Below are 25,016 nucleotides of genomic sequence, written 5' to 3'. Positions count from 1 at the left end.
AATAATTATCACACGTTAACAACTGGAAGGAATTTCAGGATATTTCTTGACCAGGCGCTGACATAAACTCACGTCAGCGCCCGAATAAAGCGGATAAAAACAGCCTCGGGGACTCAGTGATAGAACCAATAGATTCCCAGAATCAGTACGATCATCGCAGGCAACGGTGAAAACACGGCTCGCCAGCGCGTTTGCAATGGACGGAAGCCCGTACCATGAATCACGCCGGTGCACACCGCCCAAATCATCAATAATCCATGCCAGATGGCTAAGTCGCTCGTGCGGGCGGCAAAGCGTGACGGTTGCCAGATAACACAGCCCGCCAGCCACAGCGCCAGTATCAGCGAAAGGGCCCGTAACGGGCCCTTGTCCATCAGACGATACAGCGTCTGAATCAGTGTGCGCATCAGTGTTGTTTATCCTTTGCGCCACTCTCTTCTGCTTGCTCAATCGCCAGCGCCGTGATCACGCCAAACGCACAGGCCAGCAAAGTGCCAAGAATCCAGGCAAAATACCACATGCTCAATCTCCTTAATCAGTACAGGGAGTGCGTATTGCTCTCAATGTGTTCTTTGGTGATACGGCCAAACATCTTGTAATAACACCACGCGGTATAGGCGAGGATAATCGGGACAAAGATGATGGCGGCGAAGGTCATCACTTTCAGCGTCAGCAGGCTTGAGGTGGCATCCCACATGGTCAGGCTAGTGCCCGGCACGGTGCTGGAAGGCATAATGAACGGGAACATCGCGATGCCTGCAGTCATAATGACGCATGCCAGCGTCAATGAAGAAAAGACAAACGCCCAGGCGCCCTTCTCCATGCGCGAACAGAGCACGGTCAGCAGCGGCAGCACTACGCCAAGCAGCGGGAACAGCCACAGGATTGGCGTCTGCTCGAAGTTCACCATCCACGCACCGGCTTCACGCACCACTTCTTTGCCCAGCGGGTTGGATGCAGCGTGATGATCGATGACGCTTTTCACCACATAGCCATCTATTCCGTATTTCACCCACACACCGGCTAATACGAAGCACACCATCATCACCAGCGCACTGATTTGCGCGGTGCCGCGCGCACGCAGGTGCAGATCGCCGTTGGTACGCATCTGCAGATAGGTCGCACCCTGTGTCAGGATCATCGCGACGCTGATCACACCCGCCAGCAAGCCAAACGGATTGAGTAGCTGGAAGAAGTTACCGGTGTAGAACAGACGCAGATACTCATCCGCATGGAAAGGTACGCCCTGCAGCAAGTTGCCGAAGGCCACGCCAATCACCAGTGGTGGTACAAAGCTGCCGATGAAAATGCCCCAGTCCCAGGTGTTGCGCCAGCGCATGTCCTCAATCTTCGAACGGTAGTCAAAACCCACCGGGCGGAAGAACAGCGAAGCCAGCACCAAAATCATCGCCACATAGAAGCCGGAAAACGCGGCGGCGTAAACCATTGGCCAGGCAGCAAACAGCGCGCCACCCGCGGTGATCAGCCATACCTGGTTGCCGTCCCAGTGCGGGGCGATGCTGTTAATCATGATACGTCGTTCGGTATCGGTACGGCCAAGGATGCGCGTCAGCATACCGACCCCCATATCAAACCCGTCGGTAACCGCAAAGCCAATTAGCAGCACGCCAATCAGCAACCACCAGACAAAGCGCAATACTTCATAATCAAACATGGTTGCTCTCCTTATCCACGTACTGACTGAGCGGCCGCTTTCACGGTCTCATGATGGTAGCGGCCAGTCTTCAGGCTGCTAGGTCCCAGACGAGCGAACTTGAACATCAGGTACATTTCCGCCACCAGGAAAAGGGTGTAGAGACCGCAAATCAGAATCATTGAGAACAGCAGATCGCCAACGGTCAGTGAGGAGTTCGCCACGGCGGTCGGCAGCACTTCACCAATTGCCCACGGCTGACGACCATACTCAGCGACAAACCAGCCTGATTCGATGGCAATCCATGGCAGCGGAATACCGTACAGCGCCGCCTTGAGCAGCCAGCGGCTCTTACCAATGCGGTTGCGAATCACACTCAGGAATGACAGAGCGATAATGCCCAGCAGCAGCACGCCACATAGCACCATGATGCGGAAGGCGAAATAGAGCGGAGCCACACGCGGAATCGAATCCTGTGTCGCTTTCTGAATCTGCGCTTCAGTCGCATTCGCCACATCCGGGGTATAACGCTTCAGCAGCAAGCCATAACCGAGATCCTGTTTGCTGGCTTCGAACTGGCTACGCACCGCAGGATCTTTGCTGCCCGCGCGCAGTTCATTCAGCAACGCGTAGGCTTTCATGCCGTTACGGATGCGCACTTCATGTTGCGACAGCAGATCTTTCAGACCGGTGACCGGTGTATCCACCGATCGCGTCGCGATCAGCCCGAGCAAATACGGGATTTGAATCGCGTACTTGTTCTCCTTCGAATCCTGATCGGGAATACCAAACAGCGTGAAGGCCGCAGGTGCAGGCTGCGTTTCCCACTCAGCTTCTATTGCTGCGAGTTTGGTTTTCTGTACGTCACCCATTTCATAACCGGATTCATCACCCAAGACGATCACCGACAATATCGCGGCCATGCCGAAGCTGGCTGCAATACCGAATGAGCGCTTAGCGAATGCCACATCGCGGCCTTTCAGCAGATACCAGGCACTGATACCCAGCACGAACATCGCGCCAGCGGTGTAACCTGCCGCCACGGTGTGGACAAATTTCACCTGCGCAACCGGGTTAAGCACCAGCTCGGAGAAGCTCACCATCTCCATGCGCATGGTTTCGAAATTGAATTCGGATGCGATCGGGTTTTGCATCCAACCGTTCGCCACCAGAATCCACAACGCAGACATGTTAGAACCGAGCGCCACCAGCCAGGTGACCGCCAGGTGCTGGACTTTGCCAAGGCGATCCCAACCGAAGAAGAACAGACCGACAAAGGTGGATTCAAGGAAGAACGCCATCAAGCCTTCAATGGCGAGCGGCGCACCAAAGATATCGCCGACGTAGTGGGAGTAGTATGACCAGTTGGTCCCGAACTGAAACTCCATGGTGAGACCGGTTGCGACACCCAGTGCAAAGTTGATACCGAACAACTTGCCCCAGAACTTGGTCATGTCTTTATAAATTTGCTTACCCGTCAGGACATATACGGTTTCCATGATCGCCAACAAAAACGCCATACCCAGCGTTAAGGGGACGAACAGGAAATGGTACATCGCCGTCAGGGCAAACTGTAAACGCGACAGCTCGACAATATCTAACATGATGACTCCTTGCTCCTCGCATGAATTTACTCTGCGGCTGACAACGGTAAACAACGAACATTGACGTGCAGAATAAGATCCAGGAACGACTGATTATTGATTCCAGTTTTATTACTGACAGAACAGAGAAATCTGTAGCCCGAAATGAGTGAGTAACAGTGTTGAAAATTTCCCGAAAAACCGATCGCTTCAATCTGTTTCGAGCAGGAGTGTGATGCAAGAAGGCGACAGAATTGCGCTAACAACGCCTGGCTCAAACTCCTGAAAATTCGCGGAAAAGACTGAATTGATGCAGCGCAATTTATACCGTTTGTCGTGCGTGATGCCAGCAGTAAAGTTTGTTATATCTCACCCTTTATTGATCTGGATTAAGACAATATTTTTTCAGATATGTAGTGTTAGCGTTGTTGTTAATTAGTTGTCATGAACGCGTGATGCAATTAAGGAAATAATTACTTCTCCCGTATTTTTTTAACGTTAATACCGGATACTCAGGTTTAATTTCCCCTGTGAGATCACGCACATTTTCCTATCTTTACCTTACCAACTCAGTAAGCATAGCCGCAGATTTTATCTCCGTTACGGTTTTTCCCTGCTTTTTGTGTGACTCTGCACAGGGCGCTGTTGCCACTGGCTACCCCTCCCTTTCAGGCATAAAAAAAGCCACCCGAAGGTGGCTTCATGCGCATCAACAGTGATGACTTATTTGATTGGCAGAACTGCTTTAACGGCGTCGCCAATGTCAGCCAGGCTGCGTACGGTTTTCACACCGGCCGCTTCCAGCGCAGCGAATTTCTCGTCAGCGGTGCCTTTACCACCAGCAATGATGGCGCCTGCGTGGCCCATACGTTTGCCTTTCGGTGCAGTCACACCCGCGATGTAGCCGACAACCGGCTTGGTCACGTGCTCTTTAATGAAGGCTGCGGCTTCTTCTTCAGCGCTACCACCGATCTCACCGATCATCACGATCACTTCGGTCTGTGGGTCATCCTGGAACATTTTCAGGATATCGATGAAGTTTGAACCTGGGATCGGGTCACCACCGATGCCCACGCAGGTTGACTGGCCGTAACCAATGTCAGTGGTCTGCTTAACGGCTTCATAAGTCAGGGTACCTGAACGGGATACGATACCGACACGGCCTGGCTGGTGAATGTGCCCCGGCATGATACCGATCTTACATTCGCCTGGGGTGATCACGCCTGGGCAGTTCGGGCCGATCATGCGCACGCCAGCTTCATCCAGCTTCACTTTCACGGTCAGCATATCCAGCGTTGGGATGCCTTCGGTGATGGTGATGATCAGTTTGATGCCTGCGTCGATGGCTTCCAGGATACCGTCTTTGCAGAACGGAGCTGGAACGTAGATCACGGTCGCGGTCGCGCCTGTGGCTTCTACCGCTTCACGCACGGTGTTGAACACTGGCAGACCGAGATGCGTGGTGCCGCCTTTGCCTGGCGTTACACCGCCAACCAGCTGCGTACCATAGGCCAAAGCTTGCTCAGAGTGGAAAGTCCCCTGGCCACCGGTGAAACCCTGGCAAATGACTTTGGTGTTTTTGTCGATAAGAATGGACATTATTTACCCTCCGCGGCAGCAACAACACGCTGCGCAGCGTCTGTCAGGCTGGTTGCTGCAATGATGTTCAGACCGCTGTCGGCCAGTTTCTTCGCGCCCAGCTCGGCGTTGTTACCTTCCAGACGTACCACTACTGGCACGTTCACACCCACTTCTGCTACTGCACCGATGATGCCGTCTGCGATCAGGTCGCAACGCACGATGCCGCCGAAGATGTTAACGAATACCGCTTTAACGGCATCGTCAGACAGGATGATTTTGAAGGCTTCGGTTACGCGCTCTTTGGTCGCGCCGCCACCCACATCGAGGAAGTTAGCAGGCTGGCCGCCGTGGTGTTTCACGATGTCCATGGTACCCATTGCCAGACCGGCACCGTTTACCATACAGCCAATGTTGCCATCCAGCGCAACGTAGTTCAGTTCCCACTGTGTTGCGTGTGCTTCACGTGGATCTTCCTGGCTTGGATCGCGCATTTCACGCAGCTCAGGCTGACGGAACAATGCGTTACCGTCGGCGCCCAGCTTGCCATCGAGGCAGATCAGGTCGCCCTGCTTGGTGATCACCAGCGGGTTGATCTCAACCATCGCCAGGTCGCGCTCCAGGAACATGGTCGCCAGGCCCATGAAGATTTTGGTGAACTGGCTAACTTGCTTACCGGACAGGCCCAGTTTGAACGCCAACTCACGACCCTGATATGGCTGAGGTCCGGCCAGCGGATCCAATGCCATTTTGTGGATCAGGTGCGGGGTTTCTTCCGCCACTTTCTCGATTTCCACGCCGCCTTCGGTGGAAGCCATGAAGATCACGCGACGGGTAGCACGGTCAACTACCGCACCCAGATACAGTTCCTGGTCGATGTCAGTCGCGGCTTCAACCAGAATCTGGTTTACCGGCTGGCCATCTGCATCAGTTTGGTAGGTCACCAGACGCTTGCCCAACCAATGCTCAGCAAATGCACGGATATCTTCCTTGCTGTTCACCACTTTCACGCCACCCGCTTTACCGCGGCCACCGGCATGTACCTGACATTTTACTACCCACGGACCTGCGCCAATTTTAGAGGCGGCTTCTTCTGCTTCACGTGGCGTAGCGCAGGCGTAACCAGTTGGAGCTGGCATGCCATAGCGAGCAAACAACTGCTTCGCCTGGTATTCATGTAAGTTCATGATGTTCAATCCATTCAGATATGAGTTTGGGCGCACCGTTGTGCGATGCGCCCGGCGAAAATTAGACGTCCAGCAGCAGACGCGCCGGATCTTCCAGCATCTCTTTCACCGCGACCAGATAGCCCACGGATTCGCGACCATCGATCAGACGGTGGTCATAAGAGAGTGCCAGATACATCATTGGCAAGATCACAACCTGACCATTGACCGCCATCGGGCGCTCTTTGATCGCGTGCATGCCCAGAATCGCGCTCTGCGGTGGGTTGATGATCGGGGTAGACATCAGGGAACCGAACACACCACCGTTGGTGATGGTGAAGTTACCGCCGGTCAGCTCGTCAACCGTCAGCTTACCGTCACGGCCTTTCACCGCCAGTTCTTTAATCTTCTTCTCGATGTCAGCCATGCTCAACGCATCAACATCTTTCAGCACTGGGGTTACCAGGCCGCGCGGGGTAGATACCGCGATGCTGACGTCGAAGTAGTTGTGGTAAACCACATCTTCGCCATCGATAGAAGCGTTCACTTCTGGATAGCGTTTCAGGGCTTCAACCACCGCTTTGATGTAGAAGGACATGAAGCCCAGACGCACACCGTGACGTTTCTCAAACGCGTCGCCGTACTGCTTGCGCAGATCCATGATCGGCTTCATGTTGATTTCGTTGAAAGTGGTCAGCATCGCGGTGCTGTTTTTCGCTTCCAGCAGACGCTCAGCCACACGCTTACGCAGACGCGTCATTGGTACGCGTTTTTCGCTGCGGTTAGCCACAGCAGCCTGAGGTGCTGCAGCCGCTGCTGCAGGCGCCGCTTTCGCGCCGTCAGCTTTCTTCGCGACATGCTTCTCAACATCTTCACGCGTCAGACGACCACCGACACCGGTGCCCTTGATCTGGCTCGCGTCGAGGTTGTTTTCAGCGATCAGGCGACGAACCGCTGGGCTCAGCGCATCGTTGCTCTCTTCTTCCAGAGACGCGGTTTTACGCTGCTCTGGGGTCGCTTCTTTCGTTTCTACTTTCGCAGAGGTCTCTTTACCACCGCTGTTGCCTTCCACCAGGCGGCCTAACAGCTGGCGCGAGAGCACCGTAGCGCCTTCGTCTTCCAGAATCGCTTCCAGTACACCGTCTGCTGAAGCAGGCACTTCAAGGACAACTTTGTCCGTTTCAATCTCAACCAGTACTTCATCGCGACTGACCGCATCGCCGGGTTTTTTGTGCCAGGTTGCAACCGTTGCATCCGCTACGGATTCAGGCAAATCGGGAACCAGAATTTCTACGCTACTCATTTTCTTTCCTTTTAATTAACCAAGGTTCAGCGCGTCGTTAACCAGGTCTTGCTGCTGTTGTTGATGTACGGACATGTAGCCCACGGCTGGTGAAGCAGAAGCCGGACGACCTGCGTAACGCAGTGACGCACCGAAGGGAACCACTTCGCGGAAATGATGCTGACTGCAATACCATGCGCCCTGGTTCAGTGGCTCTTCCTGACACCAGACGAAATCCTGCACATGCGCATAATTTTTCAATACGTCCTGCACTACTTTGTGCGGGAACGGATAGAGCTGTTCGATACGCACGATGGCGACATCGGTCTGCTCATTCTTGCGACGCTGTTCCAGCAAATCGTAATAAACCTTACCGGAACACATCACCACGCGTTTCACTTGTTTCGGATCCAGATCGTCAATCTCGCCAATCGCCGGCTGGAAGCTACCATTAGCCAGTTCTTCCAGGCTGGAGACCGCCAGCGGATGACGCAGCAGCGATTTCGGTGACATCACGATCAGCGGACGGCGCATACCGCGCAGCGCTTGACGGCGCAGCATGTGGTAAACCTGTGCTGGCGTTGATGGCACGCATACCTGCATGTTCTGTTCAGCACAGAGTTGCAGATAGCGCTCCAGACGCGCAGAGGAGTGCTCTGGCCCCTGGCCTTCATAACCGTGTGGCAGCAGCATTACCAGGCCACACATACGGCCCCACTTCTGCTCGCCGGAGCTGATGAACTGGTCGATTACCACCTGAGCACCGTTGGCGAAGTCGCCGAACTGCGCTTCCCAAATGGTCAGCACGCGCGGTTCTGCGGTGGCATAGCCGTATTCAAAGGCCAATACGGCTTCTTCTGACAGCACGGAATCCCAGACCTTGAACTGACCCTGGCCGTTATGGACATGGTGCAGCGGGGTGTAGGTTGAGCCGTTGGTTTGGTTGTGGATCACCGCATGACGGTGGAAGAAGGTGCCGCGGCCGGAGTCTTCACCCGACAGACGAACAGGAATGCCTTCATCAACCAAGGTCGCGTACGCCAGGTTTTCCGCGCCGCCCCAGTCAAATGGCTTGTTGCCTTCCGCCATCTCTTTACGGTCATTGTAAATCTTAGCCACGCGCGACTGCACTTCGACGGCTTCCGGTACGCTGCTGATGCGGCGCGCCAGCTCTTGCAGGCGTTTGTACTCAACCGTGGCAGGATAGTTTTCATCCCACTCGTGGTTCAGGTACGGCGACCAAGTGAAGGAGTGCAGGCTCATCGGACGCCATTCTGGCACCACGCATTCGCCTTCATCCAACGCATCACGGTAGAGATTGACCAATTCAGTCGCATCTTCTAATGTCGCCACACCTTCGCTTTCCAGCTGATCGGCGTAGATCTTACGTGGCGTTGGGTGTTTCTTGATTTTCTGGTACATCAGCGGCTGGGTTGCACTTGGCTCATCCGCTTCGTTATGGCCGTGACGGCGGTAGCACACCAGATCGATAAACACGTCGCGTTTAAAGGTGTTGCGATAATCCAGTGCCAGGCGAGTCACGAAGGCCACCGCTTCTGGATCGTCCGCATTCACGTGGAAGATTGGCGCCAGCACCATCTTGCCGATGTCGGTGCAGTAAGGCGTTGAACGCGCATCTTTCGGGTTCGAGGTGGTGAAACCTACCTGGTTGTTAATCACGATGCGAACGGTACCGCCCACTTCGTAACCGCGCGCCGCAGACATGTTCAGGGTTTCCTGCACCACGCCCTGGCCGATCACCGCCGCATCACCGTGGATGGTGATCGGCAGAACTTTGTTGCTGCTTGGCTCAGCCAGACGATCCAGACGTGCACGCACCGAACCCATAACCACTGGGCTTACGATTTCGAGGTGTGACGGGTTAAACGCCAGCGCCAGGTGCACTAAACCACCTTCGGTTTCAACGTCAGACGAGAAGCCCATGTGGTACTTCACGTCGCCGGTGCCGAGGTGCTCTTTGTGTTTGCCGGAGAATTCGTCAAACAGATCCTGTGGCTTTTTACCCAGTACGTTGATCAGGACGTTGAGACGACCACGGTGCGCCATCCCGAGAACCACTTCACGCGTACCGCTTTTGCCTGCATGGCGAATCATTTCGCGCAGCATCGGCACCAGAGCATCACCGCCTTCCAGTGAGAAGCGTTTTGCACCCGGGAATTTCGCGCCGAGGTATTTTTCCAGACCTTCAGCCGCGGTCAGCTCTTTCAGGAAACCTTTTTTCTCGTCGCTGCTGAATGACGCATGGCCGACCACCGATTCCAGACGCTGCTGAATCCAGCGTTTCTCATCGGTGTTGTTGATGTGCATGTACTCTGCACCAATCGAGCCACAATAGGTCTGCTGCAGCGCCGCGAACAGATCAGCCAGCTTCATGGTCTCTTTACCAATGGCAAAGGAACCTACGTTAAAGCTTTCCTGAAAATCGGCGTCGGTGAGATCGTGATAAGAAGGGTCAAGATCCGCAACCCGATCCTGTTTCCACAGGCCGAGCGGATCGAGGTTAGCGTGCTGATGGCCGCGGAAGCGGAACGCATTGATCAGCTGCAGCACTTTAACCTGTTTGGAATTGGTGGCCGGATCGGTGACTGAGGATGTGTAGCGGGTCGCATCTTTTGCCAGGCGGCGGAAGTAATCACGCGTGGTGGAGTGAAACTGCTCAGGTTTCACGCCAGTGCCGGGCAGCTGTTGGAACAGCTCGCGCCACATTTCATCAACTGAGTCAGGATCGGTCAGGAAATCCTCATAGAGTTGCTCTATGTAGGATTGGTTCGCGCCGGCCAGCCAGGAGGAGTCCAGCCAGGGTTTCATCGCGCTGTTCTGCATTGTGATCCCTTAAGCATTAATCTGCTTTTTATGAGGTTTCATTTGTTGCCGCTTTCGCGGCTTGCCGTAGTGAGTTCAGCGATACGAACCTGTGCGCAACCGGCGCCTGGCCCGTAAGGGAACCTTTATAAGCGTGGTCAGTACCGCGCTTATAAAGGCTTCCGTAAACTGCCGGGAACCTTAAGTTCCCGGACAGTGACTTCAGTGTGTTACGCCCCGCGTTGCAACAGCATCGACTTAATATGGCCGATAGCGCGCGTAGGGTTTAGTCCTTTCGGGCACACGCTCACACAGTTCATGATGCTGTGACAGCGGAATACACTGAAAGCATCGTTCAGATTGTCCAGACGCGCATCGGTTTCGGTATCGCGGCTGTCGATCAGGAAACGGTAAGCGGCTAACAAACCTGCCGGACCGATGAACTTGTCCGGGTTCCACCAGAACGATGGGCACGAGGTCGAGCAGCAAGCGCACAGAATACACTCGTACAATCCATCCAGGTGCTCACGGTCTGCCGGGGTCTGCAGATGCTCGCGTGCTGGCGGATTTTCTCCATTATTCAACAGGAAAGGCTTAATCTTCTCATACTGCGTATAGAATTGTCCCATATCAACGACGAGGTCGCGGATCACCGGCAAACCAGGCAGTGGACGGATAACAATTTTCTTCGTGCCATTACCCAGCGCGGAGATTGGCGTGATGCAGGCCAGACCGTTTTTACCGTTCATGTTGAGGCCGTCAGAACCGCATACACCTTCACGGCATGAGCGGCGGAAGGCCAGCGTTGGATCCTTCTCTTTCAGACGAATCAACGCGTCCAGCAACATCATGTCACGACCGTCTTCTGACTCCAGCGTGTATTCCTGCATACGCGGTTTGTCATCGACTTCCGGGTTGTAACGATAGATAGAAAATTCGAGTCTCATGATGATCTCCGCAATTAGTAGGTACGCGCTTTCGGCGGGAAGGCCGCACGCAGTTTCGGTTGCATGTTCACCTCACGGCGCGTCATGCTTTCCGTTTGCGGAACATAGAGGCTGTGACACAGCCAGTTAGCATCATCACGTTCCGGGTAGTCGAAGCGACTGTGTGCGCCACGGCTTTCGGTACGGAAGTTTGCGGCGACCGCAGTGGCGTACGCGGTTTCCATCAGGTTATCCAGCTCAAGGCACTCGATACGCTGGGTGTTGAAATCTGGCGAACGGTCATCAAGACGCGCTGACTTCAGGCGTTCACGAATCACTTTCAGCTCTTCCAGACCTTCACGCATCGCATCACCTTCACGGAATACCGAGAAGTTGTTCTGCATGCAACGCTGCAACGCTTTACGGATTTCAACCGGATCTTCACCCGTGGTGTTGTTTTCCCAGCGGTTGAAGCGCGCCATGGCGGCATCAATGTTTTCCTGCGTGGCTTCGCGCAGTTCACCCTGCTCTTCCAGACACTCCAGCAGGTGTACACCCGCCGCGCGGCCAAATACCACCAGGTCGAGCAACGAGTTACCGCCGAGACGGTTAGCGCCGTGTACTGATACACAAGCAATTTCGCCTACCGCGAACAGGCCCGGAATCACTTCGTCTTCACCCTGCTCATTCACGCGCAGCGCCTGACCGGTCACTTTGGTCGGCACGCCGCCCATCATGTAGTGGCAGGTTGGAATAACCGGAATCGGCTCTTTAATCGGATCGACGTGCGCAAAGGTACGCGACAGCTCAAGGATACCCGGCAGACGCGATTCCAAAACTTCTGCGCCCAGATGATCGAGTTTCAGCTTGATGTGCGGGCCCCATGGACCGTCACAACCACGGCCTTCACGAATTTCCACCATCATGGAGCGTGCGACCACGTCACGACCTGCCAGGTCTTTGGCGTTTGGCGCATAACGCTCCATGAAGCGTTCGCCGTGTTTGTTCAGCAGGTATCCACCTTCACCACGGCAACCTTCAGTTACCAGCACACCCGCACCGGCGATACCGGTTGGGTGGAACTGCCACATTTCCATATCCTGCACCGGCACACCGGCACGCAGCGCCATACCTACGCCGTCACCGGTGTTGATGTGCGCGTTAGTGGTGGACTGGTAAATACGGCCTGCACCGCCCGTTGCCAGAATGGTCGCTTTCGCTTTGAAGTAAACGGTTTCACCGGTTTCCATGCAGATAGCGGTACAGCCGACAATCGCACCGTCTTCATTTTTCACCAGATCCAGCGCATACCATTCGGAGAAGATGGTGGTTTTGTTTTTCAGGTTCTGCTGATACAGGGTATGCAGCAGTGCGTGGCCAGTACGGTCGGCTGCCGCAGCGGTACGCGCCGCCTGCTCACCGCCGAAGTTCTTCGACTGACCACCAAACGGACGCTGATATACGCGGCCGTCATCAAGACGGGAGAAAGGCAGACCCATGTGTTCCAGTTCCAGAATCGCTTCCGGACCGACGTGACACATATACTCGATCGCGTCCTGGTCACCGATATAGTCGGAGCCTTTGACGGTATCGTACATATGCCATTCCCAGTTATCTTCATGGGTGTTACCCAGCGCAACGGTAATACCGCCCTGCGCCGATACGGTATGAGAACGGGTTGGGAAAACTTTGGATAACAGGGCACAAGTCTGGCCCGATTGGGAGATTTGCAGAGCCGCGCGCATTCCCGCGCCACCCGCGCCGATCACCACGGCATCAAATTCTCTGACTGGCAAACTCATTTACACACCCCACACAACAACGATTCCATAAACGGCATACGACAACAGCGCGACCACAATCACAAACTGCAGCAGCAAGCGGGTTGCTACTGGTTTAACGTAGTCGGTCAGGACCTGCCACATACCAATCCAGCCGTGGACCAGAATCGAGAACAGCGTCAGTATCGTAAACACTTTCGTGAAGGCAGAGGCGAAGAAGCCGTGCCAGTCGTCATAGGTCAGGGTGCCGGTCATCACCACAAAACCAAGGAGGTAGATGATGTAGAGCGTCATTAAGATTGCAGCAGCACGCAGTAACAGCCAGTCATGAATACCGTTGCGTCCTAATGCAGAAGCATTGCTTACCATACGAGGACTCCAGCCAAAATTGAGAGCACGACAGTGATACCAAAAGCCGCTTGCGCGGAACGGGTTCCCACCTGCAGGGTTTCTTCCATAAAGCCAAAATCAGCCAGCATATGACGAATACCGCCCACGACGTGGTACGCCAGCGCAGTCAGGATGCCCCACATGATGAATTTGGCGAAGAAGCTGTCCATGATGGAAGCCGCTTGCTGGAAGCCTTCAGGAGAAGAGAGAGAGAGACCCAGTAACCAGAGCAGTATTCCGAGAGCGACAAAGGTGATCACGCCGGAGACGCGGTGGAGAATGGACGATATTGCAGTAACGGGAAACCGGATCGTCGAGAGATCCAAGTTAACAGGTCTTTGTTTTTTCACGGTTTTGCCCACACAGCTCTTTTTTATTTTGCTTCCTCCGGACCTGAGTCGCATCAGAGCACAGCGCGTGTTCAGACTGCAACCGCCACCAAAAAAGCAACATCCAGTGTTAAGTGAAGCGAAAAAAACGCTGGGTGGCTCCTGGTGTCAGGGTATTCCGGAGACCTGGCGGCAGTATAGGAGGATCACATTCTGATTACAATTCCCCTACAATCTCTTTGGTCACATTTAGGCTGAACAGTGATCCGACTCACGAATTTCACAATTCATACATTTTTAATTATCTGATTTGACAAAAGATCAACATTTCAGTTACAAACAAACGCATTAAAGCCCTATGATGCACAAAAGTTATGGGGATACACTTTCCCCTAAGCTCAAGTTATGTAACATTGCCTTTACGAGCAACACAAAGCATCAGGTTATTGGTTACCAAGAAGTTATGTCGTGACAGGATCTTTAACATCCGCGCTGTTCAGCATGTCATGCCCGAACGCCACCGACTGGCCCTAATACATCTCCCTGTAACCCTGCACGACAAACGTTACCGCAGAGTGATACTGTGAAGATTGTGGTTTTATACAACATGAAGGCTATTCTGGTGTCTAAGATCCTTACCTACTAAGGCGCTATGGAGACGAAAAATGACAGATAAAAAAGTGACGCTAACCCTACAAGATAATGCTTCCGTTGAACTGGATGTGATGCAAGGTACGCTGGGACAAGACGTTGTTGATGTCCGCACACTTGGCAATCACGGCCTGTTCACTTTCGATCCCGGTTTCACCTCTACTGCGTCATGCGAATCTAAAATCACTTTTATTGATGGTGATGAAGGCATTCTGTTACACCGCGGCTTCCCGATTTCCGAACTGGCAACCCACTCCAACTACCTCGAAGTGTGTTACATCCTGCTGAATGGCGAAGCTCCGACCCAAGCCCAGTTTGAAGAATTCCGCACCACCGTTACCCGCCACACCATGATCCACGAGCAAATCACCCGACTGTTCCATGGCTTCCGCCGCGACTCGCATCCAATGGCGGTAATGTGTGGTGTCACTGGCGCCCTGGCGGCGTTCTATCACGACTCCTTAGACGTCAACATTGAACGTCACCGTGAAATCGCTGCCTTCCGCCTGCTGTCCAAAATGCCGACCATGGCAGCGATGTGCTACAAATATTCGATTGGCCAGCCGTTCGTTTACCCACGTAACGACCTGTCCTACGCAGGCAACTTCCTGCATATGATGTTCGCCACACCGTGTGAAGAGTACAAAGTGAACCCGGTGCTGGAACGCGCCATGGACCGTATTCTGATTCTGCATGCTGATCATGAGCAGAACGCCTCTACCTCAACCGTGCGTACCGCCGGTTCTTCTGGTGCAAACCCATTTGCCTGTATCGCTGCGGGTATCGCTTCGCTGTGGGGACCGGCACACGGTGGCGCCAACGAAGCTACCCTGCGTATGCTGGAAGAGATCAGCACCGTTGAGCACATCCCAGAATTCGTACGTCGCGCGAAAGACAAAAACGATTCGTTCCGTCTGATGGGCTTCGGTCACCGTGTTTACAAAAACTATGACCCGCGCGCCACCGTGATGCGTGAAACCTGTCACGAAGTGCTGAATGAGTTGGGTATGAAAGATGATCTGCTGGAAGTGGCGATGGAGCTGGAACATATCGCGCTGAACGACCCGTACTTCATCGAGCGTAAACTCTATCCAAACGTCGATTTCTACTCTGGCATTATTCTGAAAGCGATGGGTATTCCTTCTTCCATGTTTACCGTGATCTTCGCGATGGCGCGTACCGTGGGTTGGATTGCACACTGGAAAGAGATGCACGACGAAGGCATGAAGATTGCGCGTCCACGTCAGCTGTACACCGGTTACACCGAGCGTCCATTTAACTCGGCGCTGAAAAAGTAATCCACAGCTAAATGAGTGTGAAAGAAAGGCTGCCATTTCATTGAGATGGCAGCTTTTTTATTGATCGCATTATGGCGTCAAAACTGACATCCCGGGCACCAGTAAAATGGCCGCGACGATAGCGTGCCCTTCTCAATCAGCGTGCCGCAGCGCCGACATCTCTTGCCCTGGCGATGAAACACCTCAAAGCGAAACGCCGCATCGGCATGGTATTTCTTCATACTGCCGCGCATCTGATACGACAACCGTGGCACCGCCAGCATCGCCTCACTTAATGCATTGAGCTGAGCCTCAGTGAGATCCTGCGCCCGATGCGATGCCAGCAATCCGGCATGCCATAAAATCTCCACACGCAAATAGTTACCCAATCCCGCCAGAAAGGCCTGATCGAGTAACAATCCGCTGAACTGACGGCGACGAAAACGCGGCGATAGCAGCCGCTCACGCACCTCTGCCACCGTTAAAGTGGCATCGAGCACATCGGGCCCCACGCGCTGCAGAAAGGGATGTGCGCCGACGGTATCTGCATTGAGCAGTTCGATATCCGAAGCGCTGTAGAGCAGGATGGTCTGTTCGGCGTTTGCCAACCGCACGCGCAACTGCCGCGAAGTGTTGGGTTCAGTGCCGGTCGGCACCACTCGCCACACGCCGTACAATTGATTATGGCTATAGAGAATTAAGCCATTCGAAAAATGCGTCAGCAGTGCTTTGCCACGTGTTTCAAAAGCCGTAATGGTTTCACCCATTAGTGCCGGTTCGTAGGTTTTCAGTTCAGGAAAGGCAAACCACACATCAGTGAGTGGCCTGCCTTCCATCGCCGCTGCCAGTTGATCCGCCGCACGGCGGATCTCCGGTCCTTCAGGCATAACTTCTCCTGTTAATGCGTCGATCCACCGACCACGCGGATGTCATTTTCAGTGCTCAACATCACCTGCAACGAGGTTTCCAGCGCCAGGATCACGCTGGCCGTCGCCATACTGGCGACGCCGGGATGGTTCACCGCCTGTTCCGGCATATAGGGGATATGAATAAAGCCCCCGCGTGCCGGACTGTTGGTGGTCTTCAGCCAGTGCAACAGGCTGTACATCACGTGATTACAGGTAAATGTGCCGGCCGTTTGCGATACCGAGGCCGGCACACCCACTTCACGCAGTGCTGCAACCATCGCTTTAATCGGTAAGGTGGAAAAATAGGCGGCAGGTCCATCCATCACGATGGGCTGGTCGATCGGCTGCTGCTGTTCGTTGTCGGGAATACGCGCATCATCCACGTTGATCGCCACACGTTCGACGGTGATATCAACACGCCCACCGGCCTGGCCCACGCACAATACTCGGTCAGGTTGAATCTCATCCAGCGCTTGCGTTAGCACCTTTCCGCAGGTGGCAAACACCACGGGTAGCTGGCGTACCACAATTCGGGCTCCGGCAATCTCTTTACCGTCAAAACTGCGCACCGCTTCCCATGAAGGGTTAATGGTTTCGCCACCGAACGGCTCAAACGCCGTCATCAATACCGTTTTCATTGCGACCTCACAAGAACATCAGGAAGTAGAGCAGGAATACGTTTACCACCAACAGTAGCACACCGGTTGGCACCTGAGCCTTGATCACCCCGTTTCGATCCGGCAACTCCAGTAACCGCGCGGGTACGATGTTGAAGTTCGCCGCCATCGGCGTCATCAGGGTGCCGCAATAGCCAGAGAACATGCCAATTGCCGCCATGACCGCCGGATTGCCGCCGTGTTGCAGCACCAGAATAGGAATCCCAATGCCAGCCGTCACTATCGGGAAAGCGGCAAACGCATTGCCCATCACCATGGTTAACAGCGCCATGCCAATCGCATACACCGCAACCGCAATCAGGCGATTGTCCACTGCCAGATACTGTTCAGTCAGATGTGAAATCGCAGTGCCGACGCCCGCGCTGGTGAATAACAGACCAAGCGTGGCAAGAATTTGCGGCAGAATAAATGCCCAACCCACCGCATCCAGCAGGCGGCGAGTTTCCTGCATCGACTGCAGCGGTTTTTCATGGGTGATTTGCAGCGCGATGATCCAGCCCAGCACGCAGCCGACCATCATCGAGAACAGGGTCACCAGCGTTGAATGATTACCCGGGCCAAACACAGCATCTTGCAAACCCGGGATGTTGTTAAACGCCAGCACACCAATCACGGTGACCACCGGAATCGCCAGCGCGGGTAAAAACAGCTTATTACGCAAACGCTGCGCACTTTCGCGCTTCTGCTGATCGCTTCGCTGATGATAGCTGCCGAGACGCACGCCGCCGAAACCGGCAATTAACGCCATCAACACCACCGCAATGCCGACGCCAATGTGCAGCATGCGTTTACCCGCAGCGGTATCGCCTGCCCACTGCCCCATTAGTTGATAAGCACCATCACCAATCAGGAACATCAGGCCATACAGCGCCCAGAATAAACCGGTGGTAAAGCGTCTTGGGTTAGCCGCATCACGCCAGGAGAGAACAGCGACCACTAGCAGGATCACACCTGCCAGCCACATCAGATATTGTTGCTGAAACATTATTTCCCGCCTTTGGCGTGCAACGCCTGCTGATTAATGGCACCCAATTCACGCGCCAGCTGACGGTCAAGGCGCACCAGTCGCGCCGAATGGATCAGGAAGGCACAGAGTGCGGTGGGAATACCCCACAAAGCGATATGCAGCGGCTCGGTGCTAATGCCTGCCGACTCCTGCATAAAGTTGTGCATGAAGATAATCGCGCCGAATGCGACAAAGATATCTTCACCAAAGAACAGCCCGACGTTATCGGTGGCTGCCGACATGGCGCGCAAGCGATGGCGCACTTCATCGGGCACTTCACCATAGCGGTTTTCTGTGGCGCCTTCTGCCATCGGTGCCAGCAGTGGACGCACCATCTGCGGATGACCTCCGAGGCTGGTTAAACCGAGTGCTGCGGTGATTTCACGCACGAACAGATAGACAATCAGCAAACGGCCCGCCGTCGCGGTTTTGATCTGCGCGATCCAGCTTTGTGCGCGCTCCTTCAAACCGTGGCGCTCCAGCAAACCGATCACGGCCAGCGGCAGCAGCAAAATCAGCGGCAGGTTGCGGGTGTTCAGGAAGCCGGAACCAAGTTTCTCCAGAATATCGGCCAGCGGCAGATGCGCGGCCAGGCCGGTCACAAAACCGGCAACAATCACCACCAGCACCGGGTTAAAGCGCAACACGAATCCCAGAACGATGGCGGCAATGCCGAGTAACGGCCAGAGATTGACCACGTTATCCATGTTTTTCCCCTCACCAGAAATAAAGAGCCCGATACAGATCGGGCGAGTTGTTATTTGTTATGCGCTGGTCACAGTAATTTGATGGGTAGCAAAAGCCGCATGCAACGTGCGCGCAAATTGCAGCGCGTGTGCGCCATCACCATGCAGACACACGGTTTCTGCATTCACCGGCACCCATTCACCGCTGATACTCTGCACCTGACGCTGCTGCACCATAGTGAGCGTTTGCGCCAGCGCCTGCTCGGCTTCTTCAATCATCGCGCCTGGCTGGCTGCGCGGCACCAGTGCGCCGGTTGCCAGATAACCACGGTCGGCGAATACCTCTTCTCGGGTGCGCAAGCCATGATGCACAGCCGCCTTGATGGAAGCACTGCCCGCCAGACCGACCAGAATCAATGCGGGATCCACCGCTTTCACCGCGCGGGCAATCGCATCGGCGAGCGTGGCATCCGCCGCGGCCTGGTTGTACAGCATACCGTGCGGCTTCACATGCACTAAACGCTCACCTTCACTTTCGGCGATGCTCTTTAATGCACCGATCTGATAGATCATCTGCGCATACACCGTTTCCGGCGGCAGCTGCATCGCGGTGCGACCAAAGTTCTCGCGATCCGGAAAGCTCGGGTGGGCGCCGATCGCCACACCTGAGGCTTTGGCCCAGCGCACCGATTGCAGCATGGTTTGCGCATCACCGGCGTGGAATCCACAGGCGATATTGGCCGAACTCACCAGCGTTAGCAGCTCCTGATCGCTGGCGCTGCCTTCGCCCAGGTCAGCATTAAGATCAATCTTCATGTGCAAGCCCCCAGGCTATTTGGTCGAAGGAGCGTTGCTGATGTTGTTTCGCCAGAAGCGCTTCTTCTAGTGTGCAATGGATAAAGTGAATCGGCTCACCGAGGCGAATCTGCGCCAGTTGATACAGGTCAGCTTCGATAACACAGGCGATACGCGGATAGCCGCCCGTAGTTTGCGCATCGGCCATCAGCACAATCGGTTGGCCATTAGGCGGCACCTGCACTACACCGGGTACTAACCCGTGCGACAGCAAATCACGCGTGGCTTTACGCTGCAGTTGGCGGCCCTGCATGCGGTAACCCATACGATTACTCTGCGGACTCAGCTTCCACGGGCTGCGCCAGAAACCTTCCTGCGCTTCGCGCGTGAACTCGTTATACTCCGGGCCCGGTAAAGCGCGAATGCGGTTGCCCCACAACAACTGACGAACGCCCGCTTTGCCTTTGAAGGTGCGGGAGGGTTTGCCCAACGGCAGCTGATCGCCGTCCTGCAGCTTACGGCCCTGGAAACCGCCAAAAGCCGCTTTGAGATCGGTACTGTGTGAACCGAGCATCTCATCAATGGCGAAACCGCCATTGACCGCCAGATAACTGCGCATACCGCGCACCGGCATCGCCAGGGACAGCACCTGACCTTTTTTCACCGGCAGTCGCCAGCCAGTCCACACCGGTTTGCCATCGAGATCGGCATTACAGCCCGCCCCAGTGAGTGCAAACCAGCCGTCACGTTTAAATTCCGCTTTAAACTGGCCAAGCACAATCTCTAATACCGCGCTCTCTTCCGGATTGCCCACCAGCATATTGGCGGTATGCATTGAGGGTTGATCCAGCGCTCCGCTGACGCTGATGCCATATTGCCGCCAGCCGGTACGGCCCTGATCCTGAATCGAGGTCATCAATCCGGCGCGTAGAATGTTTAACATACGCCCTCCTGTTGCGGCACAAAGCGCACGCTGTCACCGGGGCGCAGCAGTGTCGGCGGGTGTTGTAAGGGGTCAAACAGGCTGACGGGCGTATGGCCAATTAGCTGCCAACCGCCAGGTGCGGCCAAGGGATAAATACCGGTCTGACTGCCACCGATGCCGACTGATCCACTGGGAACGATAACTCGCGGTTCAGCACGCCGCGGCGTGTGCAAACGTTCATCCAAGCCGCCGAGATAGGGAAAACCAGGCTGGAAGCCGATGAAATAGACCACGTAATCAACACTGCTGTGCAGCTCGACGACCTGTTTTGGCGACAGGCTGGCGCCATCTGCCACCACTTGCAGATCGGGACCACCCGCACCGCCATACACCACCGGAATCTCCACCCGACGTGATTCAGGAATCTGTTCCTCGCTCTCTTCCCACCAGCGCTGAAGACGCTCAATGGCATCCAGCGCATTCAATTGCGGATCGCGCAGTAGCAGCGTCAGGTTATTCATCCCCGGAATCACTTCCTGAACCTGTTCATTGTGCTGCAGGCGCTGGCACAGTCCCCAGATGCGCTGCTGGCTGGCGAGTGAAACGGGGGGTTCCAGCTCCAGCACCACCGCTCGCTCACCCAGTAGATAACAACGTGCTCGTTGCAAAACCCACCTCCCGGTCATGATTGGCGCGGACAAAAAATGTCCACAAATCGCTTTGCTTATAATGAAAGTCAATAAGTTATGCGAAAGTGACAGAGATGTGTCAACAGATTTGCGTCCTTAACGTGGGTTAAGGACGCGGAGAGAGAGAAATCAGGCAGGATTGTCGATATCAATAAAGGTTACGTCGAGGCCATAGCTCTGCGCCAGCCATTCGCCCAGCGCCTTGATACCAGCGCGCTCGGTGGCATGATGCCCGGCGGCGAAAAAGTGCAGGCCTTGTTCACGTGCGCTGTGAATGGTTTGCTCAGAAACTTCGCCCGTGATAAACGCATCTACACCAAAAGCAGCCGCGCTATCGATAAAGCCCTGTCCGCCACCACTGCACCAGGCGACGCGTTTGATCAGTGCCGGGGCATTATCACCACAGTGCAACGGTTTTCGGCCTAAACGATCGGCGATTTTCGCCGCCAGCGCTTCACCGCTCAACGGTTCAGTCAATTCGCCCCACGGCACCAGCGGCTGAATTTCCCCTTTCACTTCAATATCAAATAACTTTGCCAGCTGCGCATTGTTGCCGAGCTGCGGATGGGCATCGAGCGGCAGGTGCCAGCCATACAGGTTGATATCATTGAGCAGCAACGTGCGCAGGCGTTGGCGTTTCATTCCTTTAATCAGCGGCGATTCGCTCTTCCAGAAATAACCGTGATGGACCAGGATAGCGTCAGCATTGCGCTTGACCGCTTCATCGAGCAGCGCCTGACACGCGGTTACGCCCGTGATGACGGTATTCACTTCCTCACGTCCCTCAACCTGCAAACCATTGGGTGCATAGTCGCTGAAGGCGCTGGTGTTCAGCTGCTGATTAACGAGATGTTCTAACTCAACATGATTCATTTAATACGGCTCCCTGATCGCCTCAGGCCGCGCTGCGCGCGCGCTCAAAGGCGTCTAATGTCTTTTTACGTGCGTCCTTATGTTCCACGATTGGCGCGGGATAATCGAGTTTCTTATTGTTTTTCTTCGCCCACACCTGCGGCTGATGAATGTCACTCTCCGGCACATCTTTCAATTCCGGTAGCCACTGGCGGATAAATTCGCCTTTCTCGTCAAAGCGTTCCCCCTGAGTCGTAGGATTGAATATGCGAAAGTACGGTGCCGCGTCGGTGCCCGTTGAGGCCGCCCACTGCCAGCCACCGTTGTTGGCCGCCAGATCGCCATCGATCAGTTGCTGCATGAAGTAGCGCTCACCTTCATGCCAGTCGATCAACAGATCTTTCACCAGAAAGCTGGCAACAATCATGCGCAGGCGATTGTGCATCCAGCCCAGTGTGTTGAGTTGGCGCATTGCCGCATCGACGATGGGATAACCGGTTTTGCCCTGCTGCCACGCGGTGAGATGCGCCTCGTTTTTCTGCCACTGTACGTTATGCGTCCACTCCACAAACGGCTGGTGCTTGCACAACGCTGGAAAGGCCACCATCAGATGACGGTAAAACTCGCGCCAAATCAGTTCATTCAGCCATGTAAAGGCTTTACCTTCGTTCAACGCATCAGGATGTTCTTTTAATATACGATGTAAGCACTGGCGCGGAGACAGCACTCCGATGGCGAGATAGGGCGAGAGGCGGCTGGTGCCATCTAGTGCCGGTAAATCGCGCACGTCGGGATAGTGCTGCACCGATTGTTTGCCGAAATGGCGCAATTGCTTCAGCGCTGCCTCTTCCCCAGCCGGAAATAGCGATGCATCGAAATCTTCCTGCGGATAATCAAAAGCAGGGATTTTCTTACCCGCACTGATCGGCCCATCACGGCGCGCTTTCGGTGCATGATGACACTCCGGTAACCCCTGATGCAGTCGACGGACAAAGGCGCGGCTGAACGGTGTGAAGACTTTAAACATGGTGTGATTGCCGGTCTGCACGCTGCCAGGCGGCAATAACAGGCTGTCATCGAAGCCCTGGCAAATTACTCCCTGAGCATCGAGACGCTTTTCGGCGGTCGCATCACGTTCGCGCTCATTAATCTCGTACTGATAGTTGTAATACAACTCATCCACCTGATGCTGGTCGCAAAACGCACTCAGGTAATCCACAGAAGCAGCAAAGTCATCGCACTGATGGTAATGCAACGGAATACCGCGCTCGGCCAGTGAATCTTGCAACGCACACAGATTCTGGTGAATGAAGGCCGCCTGCTTCGGTGCCATATGGTGTTGCTGCCACTGTTTAGGCGTGGCAATAAACAGCGCCAGCACCCTGGCATGGCTGTCGCGGCAGGCAGCAGCCAGCGCAGTGTTGTCATTGATGCGCAGATCGTTACGCAACCAGACTAAGTGGGTGGTCATAATGCTCCGGGATTATTGTCCGTAGCGCAGACGCAGCGCTTCCGGGTAAGGATCAAAGTAACGCTGCTGCGCCAGCCACGGATGCGGATACTCCGCCATGTAATGTTTCAGCATGGTGATGGGAACCAACAGTGGCTGGACGCCAGTGCGATAACGATCGATTAGCTGCGCCAGTTCCTGGCGCTGTGGTGAGGACAACTGCGGGCGGAAGTAGCCCTGTACATGCATCAGCACATTGGTGTGATTACGACGCGAAGCCTGATGGGACATCAAATGCATCAGGCGAATCCGGTATTCATAGGCGTAATCATCCAATGAATCCCACTGCTCCATCGCGGCCACAAAGCGTCCCATCTCGCGATACTCATCCTGCGCATGCGACAGCAGCAGCAACTTGTATCGACTGTGGAAGGCGATCAGCTTGTGGCGGGTTAAACCGCTGCGCCACATTTCATTGAACTCATGCAGCGCATACACGCGGCCCATAAAGTTTTCGCGGATAGCATCATCATGCAAACGGCCATCTTCCTCTAAAGGCAGCCATGGCATCTCTTTTTGCAGAAAGGCAGTGAATACGCCGGTGCCCGCTTTGCGATTGTCATTGGTATCGGGCTGATAGACGCGCACGCGCTCAAGACCGCAGCTGGGTGATTTTGCGCAGAGAATATAGCCGCAAAGGTGATGCAGGGATTTCACGCGATCGGCCGACCAGCGCTCCATCTCATCGGTCACCTCTTGCCCGCCATCTTTACTGAAACAAAGATGGATTTGATCATCCGACTCTTTGACCAGACGTAGTGCGGGACGCGGCGTGGGCAAGCCAATTGCCATTTCCGGACACACCGGTTCAAAGCGGATAAAGGGAGTCAGTTCTTCAGTTGCAAAAGCGAAACGCTTGTGGCCACCGTCAAAACGGACCTTATCCCCGAGCAGGCAAGCGCTGATACCGACAGGAATTTTTTCGCTCATACTTGTACAACCTCCAAATTCTTGTAGAGGTTTAAGTGTAGCTGAAACGGCGAGGGATAACAGCGGGTAACCGGGGAATACAGACAAAGTTTAGAATAAAAAAACCCGGCGCTTGATTGAAGCTGCCGGGTTCTAAAGGAGTCGTTGAAACGCTTACCAGTGGATGCTGCCTATCGCTTCTGTCTGCGCCAGCCAGACTGGCTTGGTGCTGGTCTTACACCAGACGCGGTGCAGATAGCTATAGAAACGGGCACGATCCTGGCGGAACAGCATGACGGGCAAGGCAAGTATGCCGACCAATACCGCCAGAAAACGGCGCAACACGATTTTATAGAGTGGATATGCCTGATACATGATTGCCTCCTGGGGTAATTTTTGCGTTGAAATGTGATCTGCCTCAGATATTACGCCTGGTTGTGTAATTTTACTACTCATCCGACCACTAATTTTGGTCTTTTTTTGTGCTTTACGGCTTAAGCTGAAAGTAAGTTACATAATTGTAAACGTAGGGATCTCGCAAGGTTACAAACATCATGACGGACGCGGTGACCAATTCTTGATAAAGTGCCGTGTTAACTTTACCTGTGGCAGGAGTCAG

24 protein-coding genes are annotated in these 25,016 nt (G+C 54.5%); 1 reads left to right on the top strand and 23 read right to left on the bottom strand.

The features are described 5' to 3' along the window. Positions 1-113: 113 nt before the first annotated feature. The 12 genes from ybgE to sdhC all read right to left on the bottom strand — a co-directional run bounded on the left by ybgE (position 114) and on the right by sdhC (position 13,587). Positions 114-407 carry a cyd operon protein YbgE gene (gene ybgE / locus F3J37_RS08985; protein ID WP_045833524.1) on the bottom strand — a complete coding sequence of 98 codons (294 nt, stop codon included), beginning with the start codon at positions 405-407 and terminating at the stop codon, positions 114-116. Beyond that, entirely contained in the window at positions 407-520 is a 114-nt protein-coding gene (gene cydX / locus F3J37_RS08980; RefSeq protein WP_058962355.1) for a cytochrome bd-I oxidase subunit CydX, read from the bottom strand. Before cydX ends, ybgE begins: the two co-directional genes overlap by 1 nt. 15 nt (positions 521-535) lie before the next feature. Next, on the bottom strand, positions 536-1,675 hold the full coding sequence (gene cydB / locus F3J37_RS08975; protein WP_058962354.1) for a cytochrome d ubiquinol oxidase subunit II: 1,140 nt from the start codon (positions 1,673-1,675) through the stop codon (positions 536-538). 11 nt (positions 1,676-1,686) lie between these two features. Beyond that, entirely contained in the window at positions 1,687-3,258 is a 1,572-nt protein-coding gene (gene cydA / locus F3J37_RS08970; protein ID WP_166933043.1) for a cytochrome ubiquinol oxidase subunit I, read from the bottom strand. Between the two features lie 702 nt (positions 3,259-3,960). Continuing rightward, the gene (gene sucD / locus F3J37_RS08965; RefSeq protein WP_034829155.1) at positions 3,961-4,836 is read right to left on the bottom strand and encodes a succinate--CoA ligase subunit alpha; all 876 of its coding nucleotides are present in this window, start codon (positions 4,834-4,836) and stop codon (positions 3,961-3,963) included. Beyond that, on the bottom strand, positions 4,836-6,002 hold the full coding sequence (gene sucC, locus F3J37_RS08960) for an ADP-forming succinate--CoA ligase subunit beta (RefSeq protein WP_034829153.1): 1,167 nt from the start codon (positions 6,000-6,002) through the stop codon (positions 4,836-4,838). Before sucC ends, sucD begins: the two co-directional genes overlap by 1 nt. A gap of 61 nt (positions 6,003-6,063) precedes the next feature. After that, entirely contained in the window at positions 6,064-7,284 is a 1,221-nt protein-coding gene (gene odhB, locus F3J37_RS08955; RefSeq protein WP_034829152.1) for a 2-oxoglutarate dehydrogenase complex dihydrolipoyllysine-residue succinyltransferase, read from the bottom strand. 15 nt (positions 7,285-7,299) lie between these two features. Next, positions 7,300-10,107 (bottom strand): 2-oxoglutarate dehydrogenase E1 component, encoded by a 2,808-nt coding sequence (gene sucA / locus F3J37_RS08950; RefSeq protein ID WP_160832598.1) that lies wholly within the window; start codon positions 10,105-10,107, stop codon positions 7,300-7,302. A 209-nt stretch (positions 10,108-10,316) separates the two neighbouring features. Next, a complete protein-coding gene (locus tag F3J37_RS08945) occupies positions 10,317-11,033 on the bottom strand; it encodes a succinate dehydrogenase iron-sulfur subunit (protein ID WP_166933041.1) in 717 nt (238 codons plus the stop codon). Positions 11,034-11,047: 14 nt separating this feature from the next. Next, positions 11,048-12,814: a succinate dehydrogenase flavoprotein subunit gene (gene sdhA, locus F3J37_RS08940; protein ID WP_034829148.1), complete on the bottom strand. Its 1,767-nt coding sequence runs from the start codon at positions 12,812-12,814 to the stop codon at positions 11,048-11,050. Then, the gene (sdhD, locus tag F3J37_RS08935; RefSeq protein WP_166933039.1) at positions 12,815-13,162 is read right to left on the bottom strand and encodes a succinate dehydrogenase membrane anchor subunit; all 348 of its coding nucleotides are present in this window, start codon (positions 13,160-13,162) and stop codon (positions 12,815-12,817) included. Then, positions 13,156-13,587: a succinate dehydrogenase cytochrome b556 subunit gene (gene sdhC / locus F3J37_RS08930; RefSeq protein WP_176505733.1), complete on the bottom strand. Its 432-nt coding sequence runs from the start codon at positions 13,585-13,587 to the stop codon at positions 13,156-13,158. The genes sdhD and sdhC overlap by 7 nt, the downstream gene beginning before the upstream one ends. A gap of 590 nt (positions 13,588-14,177) precedes the next feature. On the opposite strand from sdhC, the gene F3J37_RS08925 reads away from it, so the two are divergent. Further along, entirely contained in the window at positions 14,178-15,461 is a 1,284-nt protein-coding gene (locus F3J37_RS08925) for a citrate synthase (protein WP_034829145.1), read from the top strand. A gap of 77 nt (positions 15,462-15,538) precedes the next feature. On the opposite strand, the gene nei is transcribed toward F3J37_RS08925, so the two are convergent. The 11 genes from nei to F3J37_RS08870 form a co-directional block, all read right to left on the bottom strand. Further along, the gene (nei, locus tag F3J37_RS08920) at positions 15,539-16,327 is read right to left on the bottom strand and encodes an endonuclease VIII (protein ID WP_097117417.1); all 789 of its coding nucleotides are present in this window, start codon (positions 16,325-16,327) and stop codon (positions 15,539-15,541) included. An 11-nt stretch (positions 16,328-16,338) separates the two neighbouring features. Further along, complete coding sequence (gene pcp, locus F3J37_RS08915) at positions 16,339-16,986, bottom strand: pyroglutamyl-peptidase I (RefSeq protein WP_166933037.1); 648 nt, start codon at positions 16,984-16,986, stop codon at positions 16,339-16,341. A gap of 7 nt (positions 16,987-16,993) precedes the next feature. Next, entirely contained in the window at positions 16,994-18,010 is a 1,017-nt protein-coding gene (locus F3J37_RS08910) for a DUF979 domain-containing protein (protein WP_166933035.1), read from the bottom strand. Further along, a complete protein-coding gene (locus F3J37_RS08905; protein ID WP_034829137.1) occupies positions 18,010-18,738 on the bottom strand; it encodes a DUF969 domain-containing protein in 729 nt (242 codons plus the stop codon). The genes F3J37_RS08910 and F3J37_RS08905 overlap by 1 nt, the downstream gene beginning before the upstream one ends. Positions 18,739-18,795: 57 nt before the next feature. Next, positions 18,796-19,533 carry a 5-oxoprolinase subunit PxpA gene (pxpA, locus tag F3J37_RS08900; RefSeq protein ID WP_166933033.1) on the bottom strand — a complete coding sequence of 246 codons (738 nt, stop codon included), beginning with the start codon at positions 19,531-19,533 and terminating at the stop codon, positions 18,796-18,798. After that, entirely contained in the window at positions 19,523-20,455 is a 933-nt protein-coding gene (pxpC, locus tag F3J37_RS08895) for a 5-oxoprolinase subunit PxpC (protein WP_166933031.1), read from the bottom strand. Before pxpC ends, pxpA begins: the two co-directional genes overlap by 11 nt. Next, on the bottom strand, positions 20,449-21,105 hold the full coding sequence (gene pxpB, locus F3J37_RS08890) for a 5-oxoprolinase subunit PxpB (protein WP_166933029.1): 657 nt from the start codon (positions 21,103-21,105) through the stop codon (positions 20,449-20,451). Before pxpB ends, pxpC begins: the two co-directional genes overlap by 7 nt. A gap of 150 nt (positions 21,106-21,255) precedes the next feature. Beyond that, a complete protein-coding gene (locus F3J37_RS08885) occupies positions 21,256-21,999 on the bottom strand; it encodes a type 2 GTP cyclohydrolase I (protein WP_166933027.1) in 744 nt (247 codons plus the stop codon). Between the two features lie 22 nt (positions 22,000-22,021). Continuing rightward, positions 22,022-23,449 carry a deoxyribodipyrimidine photo-lyase gene (gene phrB, locus F3J37_RS08880; RefSeq protein WP_166933025.1) on the bottom strand — a complete coding sequence of 476 codons (1,428 nt, stop codon included), beginning with the start codon at positions 23,447-23,449 and terminating at the stop codon, positions 22,022-22,024. 12 nt (positions 23,450-23,461) lie between these two features. After that, positions 23,462-24,418: a YbgA family protein gene (locus F3J37_RS08875; RefSeq protein ID WP_034829125.1), complete on the bottom strand. Its 957-nt coding sequence runs from the start codon at positions 24,416-24,418 to the stop codon at positions 23,462-23,464. A gap of 153 nt (positions 24,419-24,571) precedes the next feature. Then, positions 24,572-24,772: a YbfA family protein gene (locus tag F3J37_RS08870; protein ID WP_058962143.1), complete on the bottom strand. Its 201-nt coding sequence runs from the start codon at positions 24,770-24,772 to the stop codon at positions 24,572-24,574. Positions 24,773-25,016 lie beyond the last annotated feature (244 nt).

This window comes from Candidatus Pantoea communis, assembly GCF_011752685.1.
Lineage (GTDB): Bacteria > Pseudomonadota > Gammaproteobacteria > Enterobacterales > Enterobacteriaceae > Pantoea > Pantoea communis.
This window is presented reverse-complemented; position numbering and strand designations above follow the sequence as displayed.